The 17,172-nt window shown below is 69.4% G+C and carries 20 protein-coding genes; 7 read left to right on the top strand and 13 right to left on the bottom strand.

The window, feature by feature from the left end:
• Positions 1-21: 21 nt before the first annotated feature.
• The 3 genes from AB0E94_RS19625 to AB0E94_RS19635 form a co-directional block, all read right to left on the bottom strand.
• The gene (locus tag AB0E94_RS19625) at positions 22-420 is read right to left on the bottom strand and encodes an SRPBCC family protein (protein ID WP_360328075.1); all 399 of its coding nucleotides are present in this window, start codon (positions 418-420) and stop codon (positions 22-24) included.
• Positions 421-694: 274 nt separating this feature from the next.
• Positions 695-2,449 (bottom strand): hypothetical protein, encoded by a 1,755-nt coding sequence (locus AB0E94_RS19630; RefSeq protein WP_360328077.1) that lies wholly within the window; start codon positions 2,447-2,449, stop codon positions 695-697.
• Positions 2,450-2,501: 52 nt separating this feature from the next.
• Complete coding sequence (locus tag AB0E94_RS19635; RefSeq protein WP_360328080.1) at positions 2,502-2,855, bottom strand: STAS domain-containing protein; 354 nt, start codon at positions 2,853-2,855, stop codon at positions 2,502-2,504.
• A gap of 85 nt (positions 2,856-2,940) precedes the next feature.
• On the opposite strand from AB0E94_RS19635, the gene AB0E94_RS19640 reads away from it, so the two are divergent.
• Both AB0E94_RS19640 and AB0E94_RS19645 read left to right on the top strand, forming a co-directional pair.
• A complete protein-coding gene (locus AB0E94_RS19640; protein ID WP_317796467.1) occupies positions 2,941-3,216 on the top strand; it encodes a hypothetical protein in 276 nt (91 codons plus the stop codon).
• A complete protein-coding gene (locus AB0E94_RS19645; protein ID WP_360328083.1) occupies positions 3,213-3,536 on the top strand; it encodes a hypothetical protein in 324 nt (107 codons plus the stop codon). Before AB0E94_RS19640 ends, AB0E94_RS19645 begins: the two co-directional genes overlap by 4 nt.
• Positions 3,537-3,710: 174 nt before the next feature.
• On the opposite strand, the gene AB0E94_RS19650 is transcribed toward AB0E94_RS19645, so the two are convergent.
• From AB0E94_RS19650 to AB0E94_RS19670, 5 genes are all read right to left on the bottom strand, one after another.
• On the bottom strand, positions 3,711-4,376 hold the full coding sequence (locus AB0E94_RS19650; protein WP_360328085.1) for a response regulator transcription factor: 666 nt from the start codon (positions 4,374-4,376) through the stop codon (positions 3,711-3,713).
• 102 nt (positions 4,377-4,478) lie between these two features.
• Complete coding sequence (locus AB0E94_RS19655) at positions 4,479-5,669, bottom strand: histidine kinase (RefSeq protein WP_360328088.1); 1,191 nt, start codon at positions 5,667-5,669, stop codon at positions 4,479-4,481.
• Entirely contained in the window at positions 5,666-5,905 is a 240-nt protein-coding gene (locus tag AB0E94_RS19660; protein WP_360328091.1) for a hypothetical protein, read from the bottom strand. The genes AB0E94_RS19655 and AB0E94_RS19660 overlap by 4 nt, the downstream gene beginning before the upstream one ends.
• Positions 5,906-6,033: 128 nt before the next feature.
• A complete protein-coding gene (locus tag AB0E94_RS19665) occupies positions 6,034-6,234 on the bottom strand; it encodes a DUF397 domain-containing protein (RefSeq protein WP_360328094.1) in 201 nt (66 codons plus the stop codon).
• A gap of 13 nt (positions 6,235-6,247) precedes the next feature.
• Positions 6,248-7,141 (bottom strand): helix-turn-helix transcriptional regulator, encoded by an 894-nt coding sequence (locus AB0E94_RS19670; protein WP_360328097.1) that lies wholly within the window; start codon positions 7,139-7,141, stop codon positions 6,248-6,250.
• Between the two features lie 467 nt (positions 7,142-7,608).
• Between AB0E94_RS19670 and AB0E94_RS19675 the strand changes: the two genes are divergently transcribed.
• The 3 genes from AB0E94_RS19675 (at position 7,609) to AB0E94_RS19685 (ending at position 9,576) form a co-directional block, all read left to right on the top strand.
• The gene (locus tag AB0E94_RS19675; RefSeq protein ID WP_360328100.1) at positions 7,609-7,794 is read left to right on the top strand and encodes a hypothetical protein; all 186 of its coding nucleotides are present in this window, start codon (positions 7,609-7,611) and stop codon (positions 7,792-7,794) included.
• A 105-nt stretch (positions 7,795-7,899) separates the two neighbouring features.
• Entirely contained in the window at positions 7,900-8,691 is a 792-nt protein-coding gene (locus AB0E94_RS19680; protein ID WP_360328103.1) for an SAM-dependent methyltransferase, read from the top strand.
• 33 nt (positions 8,692-8,724) lie between these two features.
• A complete protein-coding gene (locus AB0E94_RS19685; RefSeq protein WP_360328106.1) occupies positions 8,725-9,576 on the top strand; it encodes a polysaccharide deacetylase family protein in 852 nt (283 codons plus the stop codon).
• A gap of 9 nt (positions 9,577-9,585) precedes the next feature.
• On the opposite strand, the gene bfr is transcribed toward AB0E94_RS19685, so the two are convergent.
• Together bfr and AB0E94_RS19695 are read right to left on the bottom strand one after the other, a co-directional pair.
• A complete protein-coding gene (bfr, locus tag AB0E94_RS19690; protein WP_360328109.1) occupies positions 9,586-10,068 on the bottom strand; it encodes a bacterioferritin in 483 nt (160 codons plus the stop codon).
• 55 nt (positions 10,069-10,123) lie between these two features.
• Positions 10,124-10,312 (bottom strand): (2Fe-2S)-binding protein, encoded by a 189-nt coding sequence (locus AB0E94_RS19695; RefSeq protein ID WP_360328111.1) that lies wholly within the window; start codon positions 10,310-10,312, stop codon positions 10,124-10,126.
• 817 nt (positions 10,313-11,129) lie between these two features.
• Between AB0E94_RS19695 and AB0E94_RS19700 the strand changes: the two genes are divergently transcribed.
• A complete protein-coding gene (locus AB0E94_RS19700; RefSeq protein ID WP_360328114.1) occupies positions 11,130-11,504 on the top strand; it encodes a DUF3311 domain-containing protein in 375 nt (124 codons plus the stop codon).
• Between the two features lie 2 nt (positions 11,505-11,506).
• Positions 11,507-13,207, top strand: a complete 1,701-nt coding sequence (locus AB0E94_RS19705; protein WP_360328117.1) for a sodium:solute symporter — start codon at positions 11,507-11,509, stop codon at positions 13,205-13,207.
• Here AB0E94_RS19705 and AB0E94_RS19710 read toward each other — a convergent pair.
• The 3 genes from AB0E94_RS19710 to AB0E94_RS19720 form a co-directional block, all read right to left on the bottom strand.
• The gene (locus AB0E94_RS19710) at positions 13,155-13,661 is read right to left on the bottom strand and encodes a hypothetical protein (protein ID WP_360328120.1); all 507 of its coding nucleotides are present in this window, start codon (positions 13,659-13,661) and stop codon (positions 13,155-13,157) included. The two genes, AB0E94_RS19705 and AB0E94_RS19710, sit on opposite strands and share 53 nt — an antisense overlap.
• Before the next feature lie 122 nt (positions 13,662-13,783).
• The gene (locus AB0E94_RS19715) at positions 13,784-14,368 is read right to left on the bottom strand and encodes a hypothetical protein (protein WP_360328123.1); all 585 of its coding nucleotides are present in this window, start codon (positions 14,366-14,368) and stop codon (positions 13,784-13,786) included.
• 80 nt (positions 14,369-14,448) lie between these two features.
• Positions 14,449-17,166 carry a BTAD domain-containing putative transcriptional regulator gene (locus AB0E94_RS19720; RefSeq protein ID WP_360328125.1) on the bottom strand — a complete coding sequence of 906 codons (2,718 nt, stop codon included), beginning with the start codon at positions 17,164-17,166 and terminating at the stop codon, positions 14,449-14,451.
• Positions 17,167-17,172: the final 6 nt, after the last annotated feature.

Below are 17,172 nucleotides of genomic sequence, written 5' to 3' on the forward strand. Positions count from 1 at the left end.
GGGGCGGGGCGGGTGGGGGTGTTACGCCTCCAGGGCCTCTTTGATCTCCTCGATGCCGCGGGAGACCCGGGCCTCCACGTGCGCGGCCATCGGGTGCGGCAGCACGTCGGTCGTCCACACCAGGCGGCTGCCGGCGCCCTCCGGGAAGACCTGGAACGACGCGTGATGGTAGGTCAGTGGCAGCCGCTGCCCACCCACGACGGCGTAGGCCAGGCGGCGCTGCTCATGATCGACCGCGACGATCAACTCGCGCACCTCCCACCCGTCCGGCATGGTCAGGATCCGGGTGTCGCCCTCCATCCGGGCGGCGGCCACCCGGCCGGGGAGCAGTCGCTCGTGCACCGCACCGACATCGGCCACAGCCTCCCAGGCGGCCTGGGCAGAAACGGACAGGGCGGTCTCAACACGGACGGTGGCCACGGCCCGACCATAGCCGACGCCGCCCGAACGCCGAGTGGCCGCAGCGGCCGTCGACCCCGCAAGAGCGCCGATAAGCGGCGGGTGGCCGTAGGAGTGTCGGGCAGCGGCGGGTCGCCGCAAGAGCGCCGATAAGCGGCGGGTGGCCGTAGGAGTGTCGGGCAGCGGCGGGTCGCCGCAAGAGCGCCGATAAGCGGCGGGTGGCTGCGGGAGTGTCGGGCAGCGGCGGGTGGCTGCGGGAGTGTCGGGCAGCGGCGGGTCGCCGCAAGAGCGCCGATCAGCGGCGGGTGGCCTCGCGGACGTTCACCAGCAGCACCAGCAGCGCCGCCGCCGCGCATATGAAGGTGACCACGTAGCGGCCCTCCATCCACAGCACCGCCAAAGCTACGAACAGCACGAACGCCGCCAGGATCCGCAGCACCACGGCCAGGAACTTCTTGCGGACCAGGCCCTCCACGCCGAGCAGAACCAGTAGCAGGACCAGGGCGGTCAGCTGGCCGGAGACCGGCGGCGGCGCCACCACCGCGCCGATCGCCAGCAGGATCAGCGGCGTGCTCAGCACCGCCCACCAGGACAGCGCCCGGCCCAGGAAACCGCCGACCTGGTCGATCGGCAGACGGCGGTGCAGCAGGTGGGCGTGCGGATGCTGGGCGACCGGCGGCGCCGTCGTGGCCCGGCGCAGCTCGTCGGCCAGCCGGGTGCGTTCCATCCGCAGCGCGAGCAGCTTCTGCTCCCGGGCGGCCAGCGACCGCACCTCCGGCGCGGCCGCCGGAAGACCCGCGGCGGCCACCGTCAGCTCATGCCGCAGCGCGTCTATCTCGTCGTCCAACTCGGCGAGACGATCAAGATCACGTTGGGTACGGATGGCGACGAGCCGCCGTTCCTCCGCCTGATCGGGTACGACCTTCGCGAGCCCGGCCCAGCCGACCGGATCCGCCCACGCCGGCCGGACCGTGCCGTCGCGCCCGTATCGTGGCCCGGCCGGCCCGCGTTCGCCGCCGAGACGGTCGCGGGTGTCGCGCCCCCACAGGCCGCGGAAGTCGCGTACCCAGCCCGTCTCGTCGCCGATCTGCACCTGGTGCCATGCCTCGGACTGGCCGGGACCGACCGCACGTCCGTCGCCGCGCGCGTAGTCCACGTACGGAATCCCGACGTTGCTCTGATCCTCGGGGGACCAGGGCGCCAGGAGTCGCGCCGACCACCGCAACGCGCCGACCAGGCCGCGCAGCCGTGGTGGCCGGACCGTGATCAGGTAGTCGCCGGGCAGATAGGCCCCGGAGTGCGAGCCGGCCCCGACGAACACCACCGGGTGCCGCCCGCCGACAGTCGTCAGATCCGGGTCGTCCCAGCGGCGGCGCAGGTCGTCGCCCACCTCGTCGTGCGCCGAGAACACCACCCACGACGGCGCCGGAAGCCCGTCCGGGCCGTCCGGGGCGGCCGCGTCGATGAAGACGGTCACCTGCTCCCAGTCGGCCTCGTGCTCGTTGACCCCACCGAACGCCGACCGCCAGTTGTTGAAGTTGTAGAAGAACCAGTACTGGCACACGGTCCACGGCCCGTCGCGCACCACCCGCCCGTAGTAGGTGGGCTCGCTCGTCTCCAGGTGGTCGCGCTGGAGCAGGAACGAGCGGGCCGCCGAACCACCCGGGACACTGCCCCGGAACAGCAGCGAGAACCGGTTGAGCGTGTCGACCAGCCGGCCGGTGAGCCCGACCGCGCCGAGCCGGCTGGACCGGGACAGATGCGGCGGCCGGTCGCGCAGCGGGATGTGGGTGAGGTGCTTGTCGCCGGTGCCGATGCCGGACAGCGCGTGACCGAGGCCCTGTTCGGCGCCGCCGGCCGTGGCCAGCGCGTCGAGGCTCAGGTCGCCGGGCGCGGCGATCTGCACCGGGCCCTGCCCGGGTTCGTGACGCCACAGGCTGGCGCGGCTGACGTACCGCTCGACCGAGACGGGGAAGAAGTATTCACCCTCGGTGAACCTGGCCACCGGCTCGTAGGCGCGCAACAGCCGTAGGTCGTCCCCGTTGCCCAAGACCCTGTGGCCCCTTCCTCGTGCTTGTCCGCGCCCCGAGGTTAGCGCCCGGTCACACCTCTGCCTGATCACCACCGGCTTCCGGCGGGTCAAGCAGATGGTCGAGCCCGATCACCCGGAGCACCCGTTCGACGATGCCCCGGGCCTGGGCCAGACGAAACACGATCCCGGCCCGTTCGGCGGCGAGATATCCCTCGATCAGGGCGTTGATCGCCTCCGAGTCGATGAACGTCACCCGCCCGAGGTCGACCACGATTCGCGGACCGGGATCGCTGCCGACCAGGTCGAGCAGGGAGGTGCGCAGGTCCTCGCGAGCACCCAGGTCGAACGCGCCGGTGAGCAGGACGCGCGACGCCGCGCTGCGGCCGGCCGGTTCCAGCGCGATGGTGTAGTAGTCGTCTGCCACGGATAGTTGTCTACCAGCAAATAAACACGGTCTTGTCACAGCCGGGCCATTGGACGCCGTCTGACGAACGTTTTACGCTGGTGATGTGGGGTACGAGTGGCTGACCGAGGCCTTGGCGCGTCTACGTGACATCGAGTCTCAGGAGGTCACCCAGGTTCTGTCCGCTCAGCGGCGTCTGCCGCTGGCCGCGGAGAGCGCCGGGGTGCATTTCCTGACGATCAGCGGGCGCACCGGCACCGGCCGTCCCCTCGTCGTCGCCGTGCGGCTGCTCGGCGGGCACCGGCAGCAGATCATCGGCGCCCGCGAGATGACCCCCGACGAGTTGGTGCGGTTCAAGGCCTGGGAGGCGGACGCGTCATGAGTCAGCAATACAGCGACGAGCAGATCTCGGCGGCCGCGGCGGCGTTCGCCGCCGGAGACGTCACCTACCACGAGGGTACGAGGGTGAGCCTGCCCCCGGCGCCCGAGGCCGAACCCATGGTACCCCTCGGCATCCGTGTCCCGCCGCTGTTGGCGCAGCGTGTGCGGGCCGCCGCCGACCAGGCCGGCATCCCCTACTCCCAGCTGATCCGTGAGTGGATCGAGCTCGGCCTCACCGACATGGCCGGCGACCTGACCGTCTCGGTGGCGGTCCTGCGCCGGGCGATAGCCCACGCCGCCCAGTCCGGCCACGCCGCCTGACCACCGCCGTCCACGCCCGGGCCCGCGCTCGGGGTGCGCTCCGCGCCGCGGCTCGGCACGCTGTGCTCCCCGCCGGTTCGCGTGGTGATGTGTGGTGCGGAATGCGCCGCGGCTCGGCACGCTGCGCTCCGCGCCGGTTCGCGTGGTGAAACGTGGCTCGGATCGGACCACCGGTCACCACGTGGGTTTTGGCAGGCTGTGGCGGGTGGCGTAGGTGGCGGCCTCGGTGCGGTTGCGGGCGCCGATCTTGGCGAAGGCGTTGTTGATGTGCGTCTTGACGGTCGACTCGGTCACGAACAGGGCGGCGGCGATCTCCGCGTTGGTCCGGCCGGCCGCGATCTGTGCGAGCACCTCGGCCTCCCGCTGGGTCAGCCCGTCGGGCAGGCGGTCCCGCGGCGGCGCCGGGACCGGGCGGGACATCGCTTCGGACAGCCGCGCGGCCACAGCCGGGTCGAACATGGCGTGCCCGGCCGCGGCGGCCCGTAGCGCGAGGTTGATCTCGGCACGGCCGGCGTCCTTGGTCAGGTAGCCGCGAGCTCCGGCGGCCAGGGCGCCGGTGATCGACTCGTCGTCGGCGTAGGTGGTCAGCACCACCACGGCGACCTCGGGGAACTCGGCCCGGATCCGGGCGGTCGCGGTGATCCCGTCGAGCACCGGCATCCGCAGGTCCATCAGCACCACGTCCGGCCGGTGGTCGGCGACCAGGGCCAGCGCCTGCTCACCGTCGGCGGCGGCGCCGAGCACCTCGATACCGTCGGTGAGCTCCAGCAGGGCGGTCAGTCCCTCCCGGACCAGCGCTTGATCATCGGCGACCAGGACACGCAACGGGCGTTCGTTCACTCCGGAACCCCCACGCTGGCCGGCCACCGGACATGCAACGGGTGTTCGCTCATTCCGGGACCTCCGGGCTGACCAGCCACCGGACATGCAACGGGTGTTCGCTCACTCCGGGACCTCCACGCTGACCAGCCATTCGCCGTCCTCGGCGCCGGCCCGCATGGTCCCACCGACGAGAGCGGCCCGCTCCCGCGCCCCGATCAGCCCGTGCGTGGCCAGCGGGGCTTTCATACGGACCGGAACCGCCGGACGTTCCTCCTGCTGGAACGGGCCGGGCGTGGCCGTACCGAATGAAGGGTTGCGGACCGTCAGCCGGACGCATCGCGGGAGATAACTGAGAGTCATGGCGATCGGAGTGCCGGGAGCGTGGCGGGTCGCGTTCGTCAGGGATTCGCGGGCGATGCGCAGCAGCGCGATCTCCGCCGCCGGTGACAGAATGCGATGGTCGCCGTCGGTGCCCAGGGTCACCGTCGCGCCGTGGTCGGCGCGGAACGACGCCGCCAAGGCGTCCAACGCCAGGGGCAGCGGCGGGACGTCGGCGCGCAACGCGGCCACCGCCGAACGGGCCTCGGCCAGGCCTTCGGCGGCGAGGCGCCGGGCCCTCCGGATGCGGGCGGCGGCTCCGGCGACGTCGCCTCTCTCGGTCAGCTGCGCCTCAGCGACCTCCAGCTGTACGCCCAGAGCGCCCAGCGAATGCGCGAGGACGTCATGCAGTTCCCGGGAGATCCGGGCGCGTTCGTCGAGCGCCGCCGCCCGGGCCTGCGCCTGCTGCGTGCGGGACGTCTGTTCGAGCAGCAGCGCCGTCTGTTCAGCGCGTAGCCGATGCTCGCGCCGGTGCAGGCTGAACAGCACGAGCACCGCGATCAGCGCCGGCTGGGTGAGCATCGCGGCGGGCCCGCGCCCGGCCAGCCACAGCCCGGTGAGCAGGGCGGCCAGCACCGCCGCGGTGAGGGTGAGGATCGCCCACATCGGGGTGCGGGGGAGCAGCACGAACGTGAACAGTGCCGCATACAGGTAGAGCAGCGAGTGCGCGTCCTCCGGCAGCCCGGCGACCGTCGCCGGGAGCAGCGCCGCCCCGGCGAGCGCCAGCCGGGACATCCGCGGAGATCGGCGGTCGGCCAGCAGGAAGACGAACCAGCAGGTGAGGGCGGCGGCGAGCACCGGCCGTACGCCCGTGCTCGCCGCCCCCGCGGTCAGGAAGGCCCACAGCATCAGGGCGCTGAGCACGATCCGGACCAGCCAGCCGGTCTCCGGATCGTCGGCCCGGAGCAGGCGGACGCCGTCCCGGAACGTCAATCGGACTCTCCCACCAGGGTCAGGATCAGGTCGAGCATCAGCAGACGGTAGGCGACGAAGGCGAGCCCCGCCACGCCCAGTATGACCAGGCCGGCGACGACGACCCGGCCGGTGAGGCGCCCGGAGTCACGGGCGGCGACCCGACCCAGGATCTCCCCGGCGATCCGGGTGCCCGGGCTGCCCTGCTGGTCGCCGGTGAGCAGGTAGTTGACGGCCTTCCTACGGTTCTCATCCATGACCCGGACGTTACGGAGAGTGCCGGGTGGAGTGGCACCACCGAGGGGTGGAGATCTGGTTGGAGAAGAAGAAACTCCGGAACCGGCTGCTGGGGCGGCGATTCCGGAGTCGCGTTGTTACAGGTGGCCTAGCTCAGGTCGAACTCACCATTCTTGGCACCGGCCAGAAAGTCTTCCCACTCTTGGGTGGTATAGGAGATCTCAGGTCCTGTCGGCCGCTGAGAATTCCGTACCAGCACCGTATCCCCGACGAAGGCCACTTCGACGCAGGTGCCGTTGCTGCATTTCGAGGACGTGCGCCACTGCGGCGCAGTCGTGTCCGTGTTCATGGTTGTCTCATCTTCATCGTTCGATGCGTGAACCAGCTGTACGGCGGACCGACTCGAGAAAGCTCGTCGTGTCGGCCTTCGGCAGCGCTGCCTCCTGTAGCGTTGCGAAAAGGTCGATGTAGGCCCTGACCTCGCCGGGCTGATCGAAATACTGGCCGGCCGCGACGCCTTCGACGTACACGACGTCGGGCAGCTCCAGCTCAGGATGACTGGACGGGTCCGTGGAGAATCGCAGGACAGTGAACCCGCCGGTAGTTCCCTTGTGCTCCCCAGCCGCGTAAGGAATTACCCGCATATCGATCAACGGAACGTTGCTCAGTTCGATCAGGCGATCAAATTGCCGACGCATGATCTCAGGCCCCCCAATGGGGCGTCGCAACGCGCTCTCGTCAATCACGATACGCACGCTCGTGTCGGATTCCAGGAGGTCCTGCCGCTTCATGCGGATCTCTACCGTGTCGGCGAGCGCGGCGGGATCGTCTGGAATCCAGAGTCTCAGTATTGCCTCGGCATATTCGGCTGTTTGCAACAGTCCAGGAACCACAGAATTCTGGTAGTCGATGATTTCGCGGGCAGCGCCTTCCAACCCCACGTACTTCTCGAGATTGGGTTCGAGGCGGCGCTGCTGCCACCAAGCGGCTTCCCGGCTCTCCTCGGCGAGCTTCATCAGCTTCGCGCGTGTGGAGGGCGAGACTCTGTAGAGGTTGCACAGATCACGCACGTCGCGGAGCGACGCGGGTCTCTGGGCGGTCTCCAACCTGCTGATCTTCGCAGCTGAGCACAGCAATTCGCGCGCTACGTCGTTGATGCTCAAGCCGGCATCGACTCGGTAGCGGCGCAGTGCGGTGCCCAGCTGGCGGCGACGAGCCAGGGGGCCTGGAGTTGCGGGGACGGCGTTCACCTCCATAGACGAAATAGCCACCTGTCACATTGCCACCTCGCTGATGACGGAGGCAACTTGTAGGCGGCAATTTATCTTGGCAACGGCCTCTTGGCAATTACCAACGGGCGCGCCCATGATGGTGTATGGCCCACCCGAATTCCCGTTCGCCCCCGCTGCGTCAAGATTCGCGGAGGTCTGTGACGTCATTTTTGATCAGAAAGTCCTTCGGTTGAGGTCTTTTCGGGGAAAACGCACCGCTTCGCATGAGGTGGCGTGCTGGCGGGATTCTCGACCGGAAAGTCGCACCGACCGCGACGTCCGGCTCATTCGGCGTGGTGGCCGGGCGGGTGGCCACGCCCGCAAAGGAAGACGGCCCGCCTGCCAGCGGGCCGCCCGTGTTGAACCCTCGCCCCACCGCTCAGGGGAAGTAAGGAACCAACATGCCCAATCTATCCAGTCGACAGCCCGCTGAACAGGGAAGCGATCGGAGGTTGACCGCAGCCAAGGCCGTGCTGACGGCGGGGGTGAGCTTCGCTGCCTCCATCGCGACGATTCTCGGCGTTATCGGTCTCTGGCAGTTAGGCGAACGTGTCACCCTTTGGGGGCTCGTCACGCTGTGCGTCGTCGTTGCACTGACGCTCGCCACCACGATCCTTCTCGTGCGGGCACATAGGTAGCCGCACCCGGGAGTTCCCGGCACGGGTCCGCCGGGTTGGTGGCGCCGTGCCGGGGCTGGCATGATGAGCGCCGTCGATGTGCGCGGTGGACGACGGGGGATGCTCGTGGCTGAGTCGGCGGGGACCAATCTGGACACCGGGACGCCGCATTCGGCGCGGCTGTGGAACTACTGGCTCGGTGGCAAGGACAACTTCCAGGTCGACCGGGAGGCCGGGGACGCGATCGCCGGGATGCTGCCGTCGATCGTGGCGCTGGCCCGGGAGGACCGGAAGTTCCTGCGGCGGTCGGTGGAGCACCTGGTGCGCGACGGCGGGATCCGGCAGATCCTGGACATCGGCACCGGACTGCCGACGGCCGACAACACCCACCAGGTCGCGCAGGCCGTGGCGCCGGAGACCCGGGTCGTCTATGTCGACAACGATCCGCTGGTCCTGGTGCACGCGCGGGCCCTGCTGTCGGGCACGCCGGAGGGGGTCACCAACTACGTCGAGGCCGATCTCAACGACCCCGGGTCGATCCTGCGGGCGGCCCGCGACACTCTCGACTTCAGCCAGCCGATCGCGCTGACCCTGCTCGGGATCGTGCACTTCATCCGCGACGACGAGGCGGCCCGGTCGGTGGTCCGGCAGCTCGTCGACGAGCTGGCGCCGGGCAGCTACCTGGCGATCGCGCACGGCTGCCACGACATCAACACCGCCGAGGCGCACCGGATCGTCGAGTTCTGGAACGAGCGCGGCACCCCGAAGATCAAGTACCGGAGCTCTGCCGAGATCGCCGCGTTCTTCGACGGGTTGCGGCTGCTGGAGCCGGGCATCGTGCCGTGTAACAGGTGGCGGCCCGACGGCGACCCCGGCGAGGACGTGAACCAGTTCTGTGGCGTAGGGATCAAGGAATAGACGGATTGGCGCGCCTTTGCCATCCTCGCGGGCATGGCTGTCGATCGGCGGGCACTCGCCCTCGCATTGGTGCTGATGCTGGCCGGGTGCGGCGACCCCGCGCCGAGGACCGGTCCGGCGCCTGCTCCGGGGCCGTCGCGGTCGCGGATTGCGGAGGCCGGCCCGGCTCCCTCGGTGGAAAAGGCGGTGATGCCGGGAACCGTCGAGGCCGGAGAACAGCCGCCCGTGGTGCAGCATGGTCCGCGGGACGTCAAACGGGTGGCGCTGACGTTCGACGCGGACATGACCGACGCGATGACGGCGCGGCTGCGGCGGGGCGAGGTGAAGTCGTACGCCAACCTGCGCCTGCTCGGCATTCTTGAGCAGCGCCGGATCCCGGCCACGTTCTTCGTCACCGGCCAGTGGGCCGAGCAGTATCCCGAGGTCACGAAACGGATCGTGGCCAACCCGCGGTTCGAGGTGGCGAACCACAGCTACGAGCACGCCGCGTTCACCGGGGACTGCTACAACCTGCCCCGGGTGAAGCCGGCCGACATGACCGAGGACGTGGCGAAGACGTTCCGGGTGCTGGAGCCGTTCGGCGGGCGGCAGACCCGGTACTTCCGGTTCCCGGGTCTGTGCCATGACCGGGCGGCGCTGCGGGCGCTGGCGCCGCTCGGGGTCACCGTGGTCGACGGTGACGTGGTGAGCGGCGATCCGTTCGCCCGCGGCCCGGACCCGGTGGTGAACGCGGTGTTGTCGCAGGTGAAACCGGGCTCGATCGTGATCATGCACGTGACCGAGGCGAACGCCCTGTACACCGACGACGCGCTGCCGGCCATCCTCGCCGGGCTCCGCCGTCGTGGCCTGGAGCCCGTCACGCTGTCGGAACTGCTGGCCGGCTAGCGCGTCACCTCACCCGGCTTCCGGGTGCTCCGTGACGTTCTGCAGGTAGAGCGCCTCGCCCAGCTTCTCGATCAGGCCGAGCTGGGTCTCCAGATAGTCGACGTGGTGCTCCTCGTCGGCCAGGATGTCCTCGAAGATCCGGGCGGACGTGACGTCGCCGATCGAGCGCATGTACTCCAGGCCGCGGCGCAGCCGGTCGACGGCTTCGACCTCGATCTTCATGTCGCACTCGAACTGCTCCTTGACCGTCTCGCCGATCCGCAGCACGGAGAGCTTCTGGTAGTTGGGCAGTCCTTCGAGGAAGAGGATGCGGTCGGTGAGGACCTCGGCGTGCCGCATCTCGTCGATGGATTCGTGTTTGGTGTGCTTCGCCAGCACGGTGTAGCCCCAGTTCTCCTGCATCTTGGCGTGCAGGAAGTACTGGTTGATCGCGGTCAGTTCCGCGGTGAGCTGCTCGTTGAGAAACTCGATGACACGGGCGTCGCCTTGCATGCCAAATACCCCCAGTTATGGCCTAACTGGGGTTGAGCGTAACGGATCGGTGACGCTATGCGGCTTTTGTCAGGCGCGTGTCGGTGGTCTCCTCTTCGATCAGGTCGCAGATCCGGTCGAGACAGCTGCCGCAACCCGTCCCCGCGCCGCAGGCGTCGCCCACGGCTTCCTCGGTGCGCGCGCCGAGCCGGATGACGGCACGAACCTCGCGTTCGCGGACGTGGTGGCATATACAGACGTACATCGAGCCCGGATCCTTTGGTTTTGCTTAGCCTTACCTTCGTTAGGCTGCCCTAAAACCCCTGGTCACGCAACCCCTACCGGGTGAGACCAAAAGATCACTGCTCGCGCGAGGGGTGGATCGGTGAAATCCACTGTGCGGGCACTGTGCATCGACTAGGAATGACGTAAGGGAGTCTCGGAATGCGTTGACGGTTTCCGTTCAGCTTTCCTACGGTCTCCTCAACGAAATTCCGGCTCGTTTTCGGAGAGTTCCCATGTCGCTTGCCGTCCCCTCGGACATCCAATTTCTCGGACTGCGTCTGCCGATGCCTCAGTGGCTGGTCGAGGATGCCCCTGAGCTGCGGGAAGACTTCGAGTACGAGTACGACGACCTAGACGAGGAAGACCTGGAAGACCATTTCCCGCGCCTGTGAATTGCTGTGAGTCGGGTAGTCCCTAGCCATTTGGGAGGCCGATCGATCGGCGCTGATGCGGGACAGTGTGAGCCCGGCCGCCACGGCCAGGACGACCAGCACCAGCAGGGCCACGAGGAGCCGGCGGAGGCCCTTCGTTGATCGTGTGGTTTCGTGCTGCTCTGTCACCGTTTCCTCCGTGGTGTGGGCCTTTCGCGGCACTCTAGGGCCACCGTGATCAAGGCGTGGCCGGCGGTCGGGCGGCATGGCACGAAGCCGGTACAGCCAGCGTTAAATAGCCAATGTTACTCACCATTAATCAGCCGAACGGATGATGCTGCATCGTCCGAAAGTTGGGTGATCGTGACGCGCGTCACCTGCAAACATTGCGGCCGGTGGACGCATGATCACCCTCCGGAGGCTGCCATGGTGGACAGGCGATACGGATCAGGATCTCCCGACTGGCACCACGCCGTGCAGAGCCCATCACAGGCCTACGCGGCCGTTCAGCCCCGGCACGCCGCCCCGCCCCGCCCGGTCGCTCCGCCCCGCCCGGTCGTCATGCCCCGCCCGGCCGCTCCGCCGCGCCAATTCCGCACGCTCCGGGGCTTCTTCCGCCGGCCCGACGCGCACCGGCGCAACTGGCTGCTGCTGATCCCGATCGTCGTGCCGCTGACCCCGTTCCTCTACAACCGGGTCGAGCCGACGTTCATCGGATTGCCGTTCTTCTACTGGAGCCAGCTCGGTTTCGCGTTCCTGGCCAGCATCGTCATCGCCTTCGTGCACACCAGGAGCCGATGACCATGGGCGATCAGAAGGTTCAGCTGATCGTCTTCACACTGATCTTCGGAGTCGTCGCGATCATGGGATTCGCGGCGTCCCGCTGGCGGCGTCCCAACGACATCCACAGCCTCGAGGAATGGGGGCTGGGCGGCCGGGCGTTCGGCAACTGGGTGACGTTCTTCCTGCTCAGTGGGGACGTCTACACGGCGTACACCTTCGTCGCCGTGCCCACCCTGGTGTTCGGCGTCGGCGCCGCCGGGTTCTTCCCGGTGCCGTTCCTGGTGATCGTCTACCCGATGCTGTTCGTGGTGCTGGCCCGGTTCTGGTCGGTCTGTCACGTGCACGGGTTCGTCACGCCGGCCGAGTTCGTCCGAGCCCGGTTCGGCTCCAAAGGACTGGGCACCGGGATCGCCGTGCTCGGCATCGTGGCCACCATGCCGTACATCGCCCTGCAGTTGATCGGCATCGAAGCGGTCTTCGAGGTGATGGGCCTGCCCAAGGGCTGGCCGTTGACCATCGCGTTCCTGGTGCTGGCGCTCTACACGTTCAACTCGGGGCTGCGGGGGCCGGCGCTCGTCTCGATCGTCAAGGACACCCTGGTCCTGTGGTCGGTGCTGTCGGTCATCATGATCGTGTCGATGATGCCGGGCGGCTGGGATCCGGTGTTCCGGCTGGCCGAGGCGAAGTACGCGACCTCGCCCCGCCTCGACGACGGGCTGCTGCTCGCCCCGGAGAGCCAGCTCAACTACGTCACCCTGGCGCTCGGGTCGGCGCTCGCGCTCTTCCTCTACCCGCACACCCTCACCGGCGTGCTGGCCTCCCGTAACCGGGGCACGCTGCGGCGCAACCTGGCGGTGCTGCCGCTCTACACGCTCACCCTCGGTGTGCTGATGCTGGTCGGCTTCGCGGCTATCTACAGCGGCACCGAAGCCGTGGGCGGGAACGCGAACACCGTCGTACCCCAGTGGTTCAACGAGAACGCGCCGGCCTGGACCGCCGGCATGGTCTTCGCCGCCATCGGTGTCGGCGCCATGGTGCCGGCCGCGATCATGTCGATCGCCGCGGCGAACCTCTTCACCCGCGACATCTATCGCGTGTACATCCGGCCGGACGCCTCCGCCAAAGAGGAGACCTACGTCAGCAAGACCGTCTCGCTGACCGTCAAATTCGGCGCGCTGCTGGTCATTCTGCTGCTCAACACCCAGTTCGCCATCGACCTCCAGTTGATCGGCGGCGTGGTGATCATGCAGACGCTGCCGGCCGTGGCGCTCGGGCTCTACACCAACTGGTTCCACCGGACGGCTCTGGCGTGTGGCATCGGGTCGGGGCTGCTGGTGGGCATCGTCATGCTTTATCAGATTCCCAAGACCAACGGCACCACTGTGGTACGGGAGCACTTCGGCGGTTCAGCCTGGCCCCTCGACACGATCGGGATCGACAGCGACGCCAGCATCTACGTGGGAGTCGTCGCGCTCGCGGTCAACCTGATCGTCACGTTCGCGCTCACCCCGGTGTTCCGGGGCGCCCGGGTGCCGGAGGGTCGTGACGAGACCCGCGACCACGACTACGTGGCCGACGAGGGCGACCCGACGATCCGCCGGATGACCGAGATCATCGACGGTGAGAAGGCCCCGGAGGCGGTGGCCGTGCCGTCACTGGGCGCCCGGTTCACGCCCCTGGGACAGCGGCGGCCGACTGCTGGTCCACGTCCTCGAGCGTGACCTCGTAGTCGTAACCGCAGGCCAGCGGAAAGTCCCAGCTCTGGAACCAGAGCAGCTTGTTCGCGTCGATGTCGAGCACCTCCACACCGAAGACCGCCGAGCCGTCCTCGGCGCCCGGGCGCGACGGTGTGGGGGTGCTGATCCACGATTGGTGACTGCCCGCGCCGTTGAGCGTGCTGGACGAGAAGACCAACGGCCCGCGCATGAACGCGTAGTAGTCGGCGTAGTCGCTCTTCGCGCCGGAGACCAGCAGCGCCGTCAGACCGTGCGCGCCGGTGTAGGTGGCCTTGATGTTGGCCCGGCCGTCCCGGCACAGGGCGTCCGCGTCGGCGCTGCGCCGCTGGGTGGCCGACCAGGTCACCTCGCCTGGCACCGCGGCTCGGGTGGCCGCGTGTGCCGGCGCCGGCAGGACGGCGAGCGCCAGGCTCGCCAGCACGGTGACTGATTTCGACATGATCGCCCTCCCCGGCGGTCGCGGTTGACGTTCCAGGGGACCATCCGGGCCACGGCCCGCGGGCCGGATCAGCCGAAACCTGTCTGTTCGGCTGATCCGGCCCCTGGTTCTCGGATCGGTGCTCAGATCCGCGGGATCAGGGTCTCCGCCACCGCCTTGGCGTCGGCCAGGTTCTTCGCGTCCGAGGCGCCACGCGAGTAGACGTCGATCTGGACCGTGCCGGACCTGACGTACAGGTGACCGGAGTGGGCGTAGGCGTCGTCGCCGACCCCGTCGACCCACACGGCCTCGTCGATCGTGATCTGGAAGTCCTCGGGCGTGGTGTGGCTCAGGAAGACGGCGAGCTGGCCGCCGGACTGCTGCCACTGGCAGAAACGGGTCGGGTCGCCGGCGGCGCCACCGTCCTCGTCGATCTGGGTGATCTCCCGGTGCGTCAGGTCGACGACCTCGGTCTCGTCCAGCAGCGTGCACGGGTCCGGGATGTCGGTGCTGTGCTTCTTCTTCGCGGACGGGGTCGGCTCGGCGGTCTTCCCCTCCGGCGTGGGCTCGGCGGTCTTCCCCTCGGGGGTGGCCTTGCTGTTCCGGCTGCCCGGGGTGCTGTTGGAAGCGATGTCGGACGCGCCGGCGGCGGCGTTGCCGAGCACGCCACATCCGCCGGTGAACGCGACGGCGAGGACGGCGGTCAGGGCGACGAGGCGGTGCTTCATGGGTTTCTCCTGTGGGAAGAGGTGCGGCGGTTGCCGTTGCCGAGAACGATCCGCCGACCCGCCAAAGAAACCCCAAAGGCTCACCTGAGCAGGGCGTTCACTACATCCGAAAGAGTCAGGGCGTCCGCCTCCCGGTAGATGGCGGCGCGTTCGGCCGTACCCAATGATGATCTTGCAGTGGCCTCGGCCGACTCCTTGTCGGCGATCTCGTCGGGGGTGAAGCTGGGGGCGCCGAGGGCGGCTCGCTCGCGTTCGGCGAGGGCCAGCAGGCGCAGGCCGCCGGCCGCGTCGCCGGCGGCGATGTCCAACTGTGCGAGACCTTCGACGGCGTCGAGCTGACCCTCGGTGATGCCCAGATCGGTGTAGATCGCCAGCGCGGAGAGCATCGCCGTCCGTGCCGGGGCGTGCCGTCCGCGTCGCCTGTCGGTGGTCGACAGGTTCGTCAGCGCGGCCGCCTCACCACGCCTGTCGCCGAGCGCCCGGAAGCCGTCGAGGGCCTTGGCGAACAGCGGTTCGGCCTCGTCCAGGCGGCCCATGCAGCGCAGAGTCCCAGCGGTGTTGTTCGAGGCGGCGGCCAGCATAGGCGCGTTGCCGGCCTCCTCGGCGGCCCGGATCGCCTCCTGCCCGAACTCCAGCGAAGCTGGATAGTCCTCCTGGGCCTGCGCGGTGATCAGCAGGTTGTTGAGGGCGGCAAGGACACCGATCCGGTCGTCGGCCGCACGGAACGTGGCCAGACACTGCTCACCCAGCGTGCGCGCCTGGTCGAGATCACCGGAGTTGCGGGCCAGCGCGGCCGCGGCCCGCAGCGCCCGTCCGCGCAGTGCCGGCGCCGCCGTCGGCGCCGCGTCGAGAGCCCGGCCCAGCCACTCGCGGCCCTCGATCATGCGGCCGGCGATCCACCAGTACCACCACATGCCCGACGCGATGGTCAGGCCGCGTTCCGGCACGCCGTCGCGCAACGACCAGCCGATCGCCGCCACGATCGTGTCGTGATCGGCGGCGATGCCGCTCAGCCAGGCGGTGTGTTGCGGTCCGTCCGACGGCGGCGGCGTCGCGAGGCGTTCCACCCAGAGATCGACGAGCCTCTGGTACGAGTCCACGCGCTCGTCGCCGGTCAGGCGTTCCCGTGCGTACGCCCGGATCGTCTCGATCAGCCGGTACCGCCCGTCGCGCCACTCGACCATCGACCTGTCGACGAGCTGGGTCAGCGGGTCGAGTGGGTCGTCGCCGTGGACGGCCTCGGCCGCGGCCAGGTCGAAACCGCCGGCGAACACCCCGAGCCGGCGCAACAGGTCCTGCTGGGGCAGGTCGAGCAGGTCGTAGCCCCAGTCGATGGCCGCCCGCATGGTCTGGTGCCGGGCCACCGGGGAGGTGCCCTTGAGCAGGTCGAGCCGCCGGTCCAGCCGGGACATGATCTCGCCCAGCGGCAGGGCCCGCAGGCGGGCGGCGGCCAGTTCGATCGCCAGCGGCAGGCCGTCCAGCCGCCGGACCAGCTCGGCGGCGACCTCCAGCTCGGCCGGGGTCAGCCCGGCGCCGCCGCGCGCGGCCGCGACCCGGTCGGCGAGCAGCCGTACCGCGTCGGACTGCGGATCGGTCATGCCCGGTGACGGGGTGGTGAGGCCGCCGAGTGTGAAGATCACTTCGCCCGGCAGGCCCAGTTGCTCGCGGCTGGTCGCCACCATCCGCAGGCCGGGACATGCCGCCAGCAGGGTGTGCGCGAGGTCGGCGGCCTCCGCCCGGACGTGCTCGCAGTTGTCCAGGATCATCAGCACGTTTTCGGCCGCGGGATCCGGTTCGTGGTCCGGCGCCGGGCCCAGTATCCGCCCGCTGAGCTGGGCGATCACCGTGTCCAGGACGGGGATTCCGGGTTCCTCACGGATGCCGGCGGCGGCCGCGACCCGAACCGCGAGCGGCCCGTCGCGGTGTTCGGCCAGCTCGACGACGTGCACCGCGCCGTATTCGCCGCCCACCTCCCGGGCGACCTCCAGGCTGATCCGGGTCTTCCCGGCGCCGCCCGGACCGACCACGGTGAGCAACCGTGCTTCGCCGAGCAGGCCGAGAAGCCGATCGAGTTCGGCCCGCCGCCCGATGAACCTGTTTCGCTGCGCCGGCAGCCCCGGAACCGGCCGGTCCAGCGTCGGATCCTGCCGCCGCACCGCGGCCGCGAGCGCCGCCAGCTCACCACCCGGCCGGGTCTCCAGATCTTCGAGAGCCTTCGTGGTACGGCCGAACGCGCTCAACGCCTCCCCGGCCCGACCCGACCGGTACAGGGCCAGCATGAGCAGCCGGGCCAGGCTCTCGTCGGTCGGCTGCTCGGCCGCCCATCCGGCCAGCTCGGTCGCCGCCGCGACATGCCGTCCCTGGTCGAGGGCCTCCTGCGCCCAGCGGAGCCGGGCCGTGAGCCGTTTCTCGGTCAGCCGGGCCGCGTCCGCCGCCACCGACGGCCCCGCGGCCACGCCCTCGTAGGCGTCCCCGCGCCACAGCCCGAGATCGGCGCGATCCTCGAACTCGGTGGCGTCGAAACCGGCCCCGTCCAGATCGAGCTGATAACCACCGGGCGCGGTCCGAATCCGATCACCGACCACCTTGCGCAACGCTGACACGTGCATCTGCAGGGTCGCGCTCGCGGTGGACGGCGCGCCGTCCGGCCAGAGCTCGCCGAGCAGCCGTTCCACGGTGACCGGCCGGCCCCGGGCCGCGAGCAGGACGGCGAGCAGCGCCCGCGGCTTGGGCGGCAGGGCGAACTCGTCGTCACCGGCACACACCCGGACCGGCCCCAGAACCTCAAACCGCACCACCCGCCC

It is taken from the genome of Actinoplanes sp. NPDC026670 (assembly GCF_040638175.1).
Classification (GTDB): Bacteria; Actinomycetota; Actinomycetes; order Mycobacteriales; family Micromonosporaceae; genus Actinoplanes.

Excerpts from the sequence above, each read along its gene's own strand:
- AB0E94_RS19645 (WP_360328083.1), top strand. The coding sequence starts at position 3,213 with ATGAGTCAGCAATACAGCGACGAGCAGATCTCGGCGGCCGCGGCGGCG.
- AB0E94_RS19660 (WP_360328091.1), bottom strand. The coding sequence starts at position 5,905 with ATGGATGAGAACCGTAGGAAGGCCGTCAACTACCTGCTCACCGGCGAC.
- AB0E94_RS19665 (WP_360328094.1), bottom strand. The coding sequence starts at position 6,234 with ATGAACACGGACACGACTGCGCCGCAGTGGCGCACGTCCTCGAAATGC.
- AB0E94_RS19670 (WP_360328097.1), bottom strand. The coding sequence starts at position 7,141 with ATGGAGGTGAACGCCGTCCCCGCAACTCCAGGCCCCCTGGCTCGTCGC.
- AB0E94_RS19685 (WP_360328106.1), top strand. The coding sequence starts at position 8,725 with ATGGCTGTCGATCGGCGGGCACTCGCCCTCGCATTGGTGCTGATGCTG.
- bfr (WP_360328109.1), bottom strand. The coding sequence starts at position 10,068 with ATGCAAGGCGACGCCCGTGTCATCGAGTTTCTCAACGAGCAGCTCACC.
- AB0E94_RS19695 (WP_360328111.1), bottom strand. The coding sequence starts at position 10,312 with ATGTACGTCTGTATATGCCACCACGTCCGCGAACGCGAGGTTCGTGCC.
- AB0E94_RS19700 (WP_360328114.1), top strand. The coding sequence starts at position 11,130 with ATGGTGGACAGGCGATACGGATCAGGATCTCCCGACTGGCACCACGCC.
- AB0E94_RS19705 (WP_360328117.1), top strand. The coding sequence starts at position 11,507 with ATGGGCGATCAGAAGGTTCAGCTGATCGTCTTCACACTGATCTTCGGA.
- AB0E94_RS19710 (WP_360328120.1), bottom strand. The coding sequence starts at position 13,661 with ATGTCGAAATCAGTCACCGTGCTGGCGAGCCTGGCGCTCGCCGTCCTG.
- AB0E94_RS19715 (WP_360328123.1), bottom strand. The coding sequence starts at position 14,368 with ATGAAGCACCGCCTCGTCGCCCTGACCGCCGTCCTCGCCGTCGCGTTC.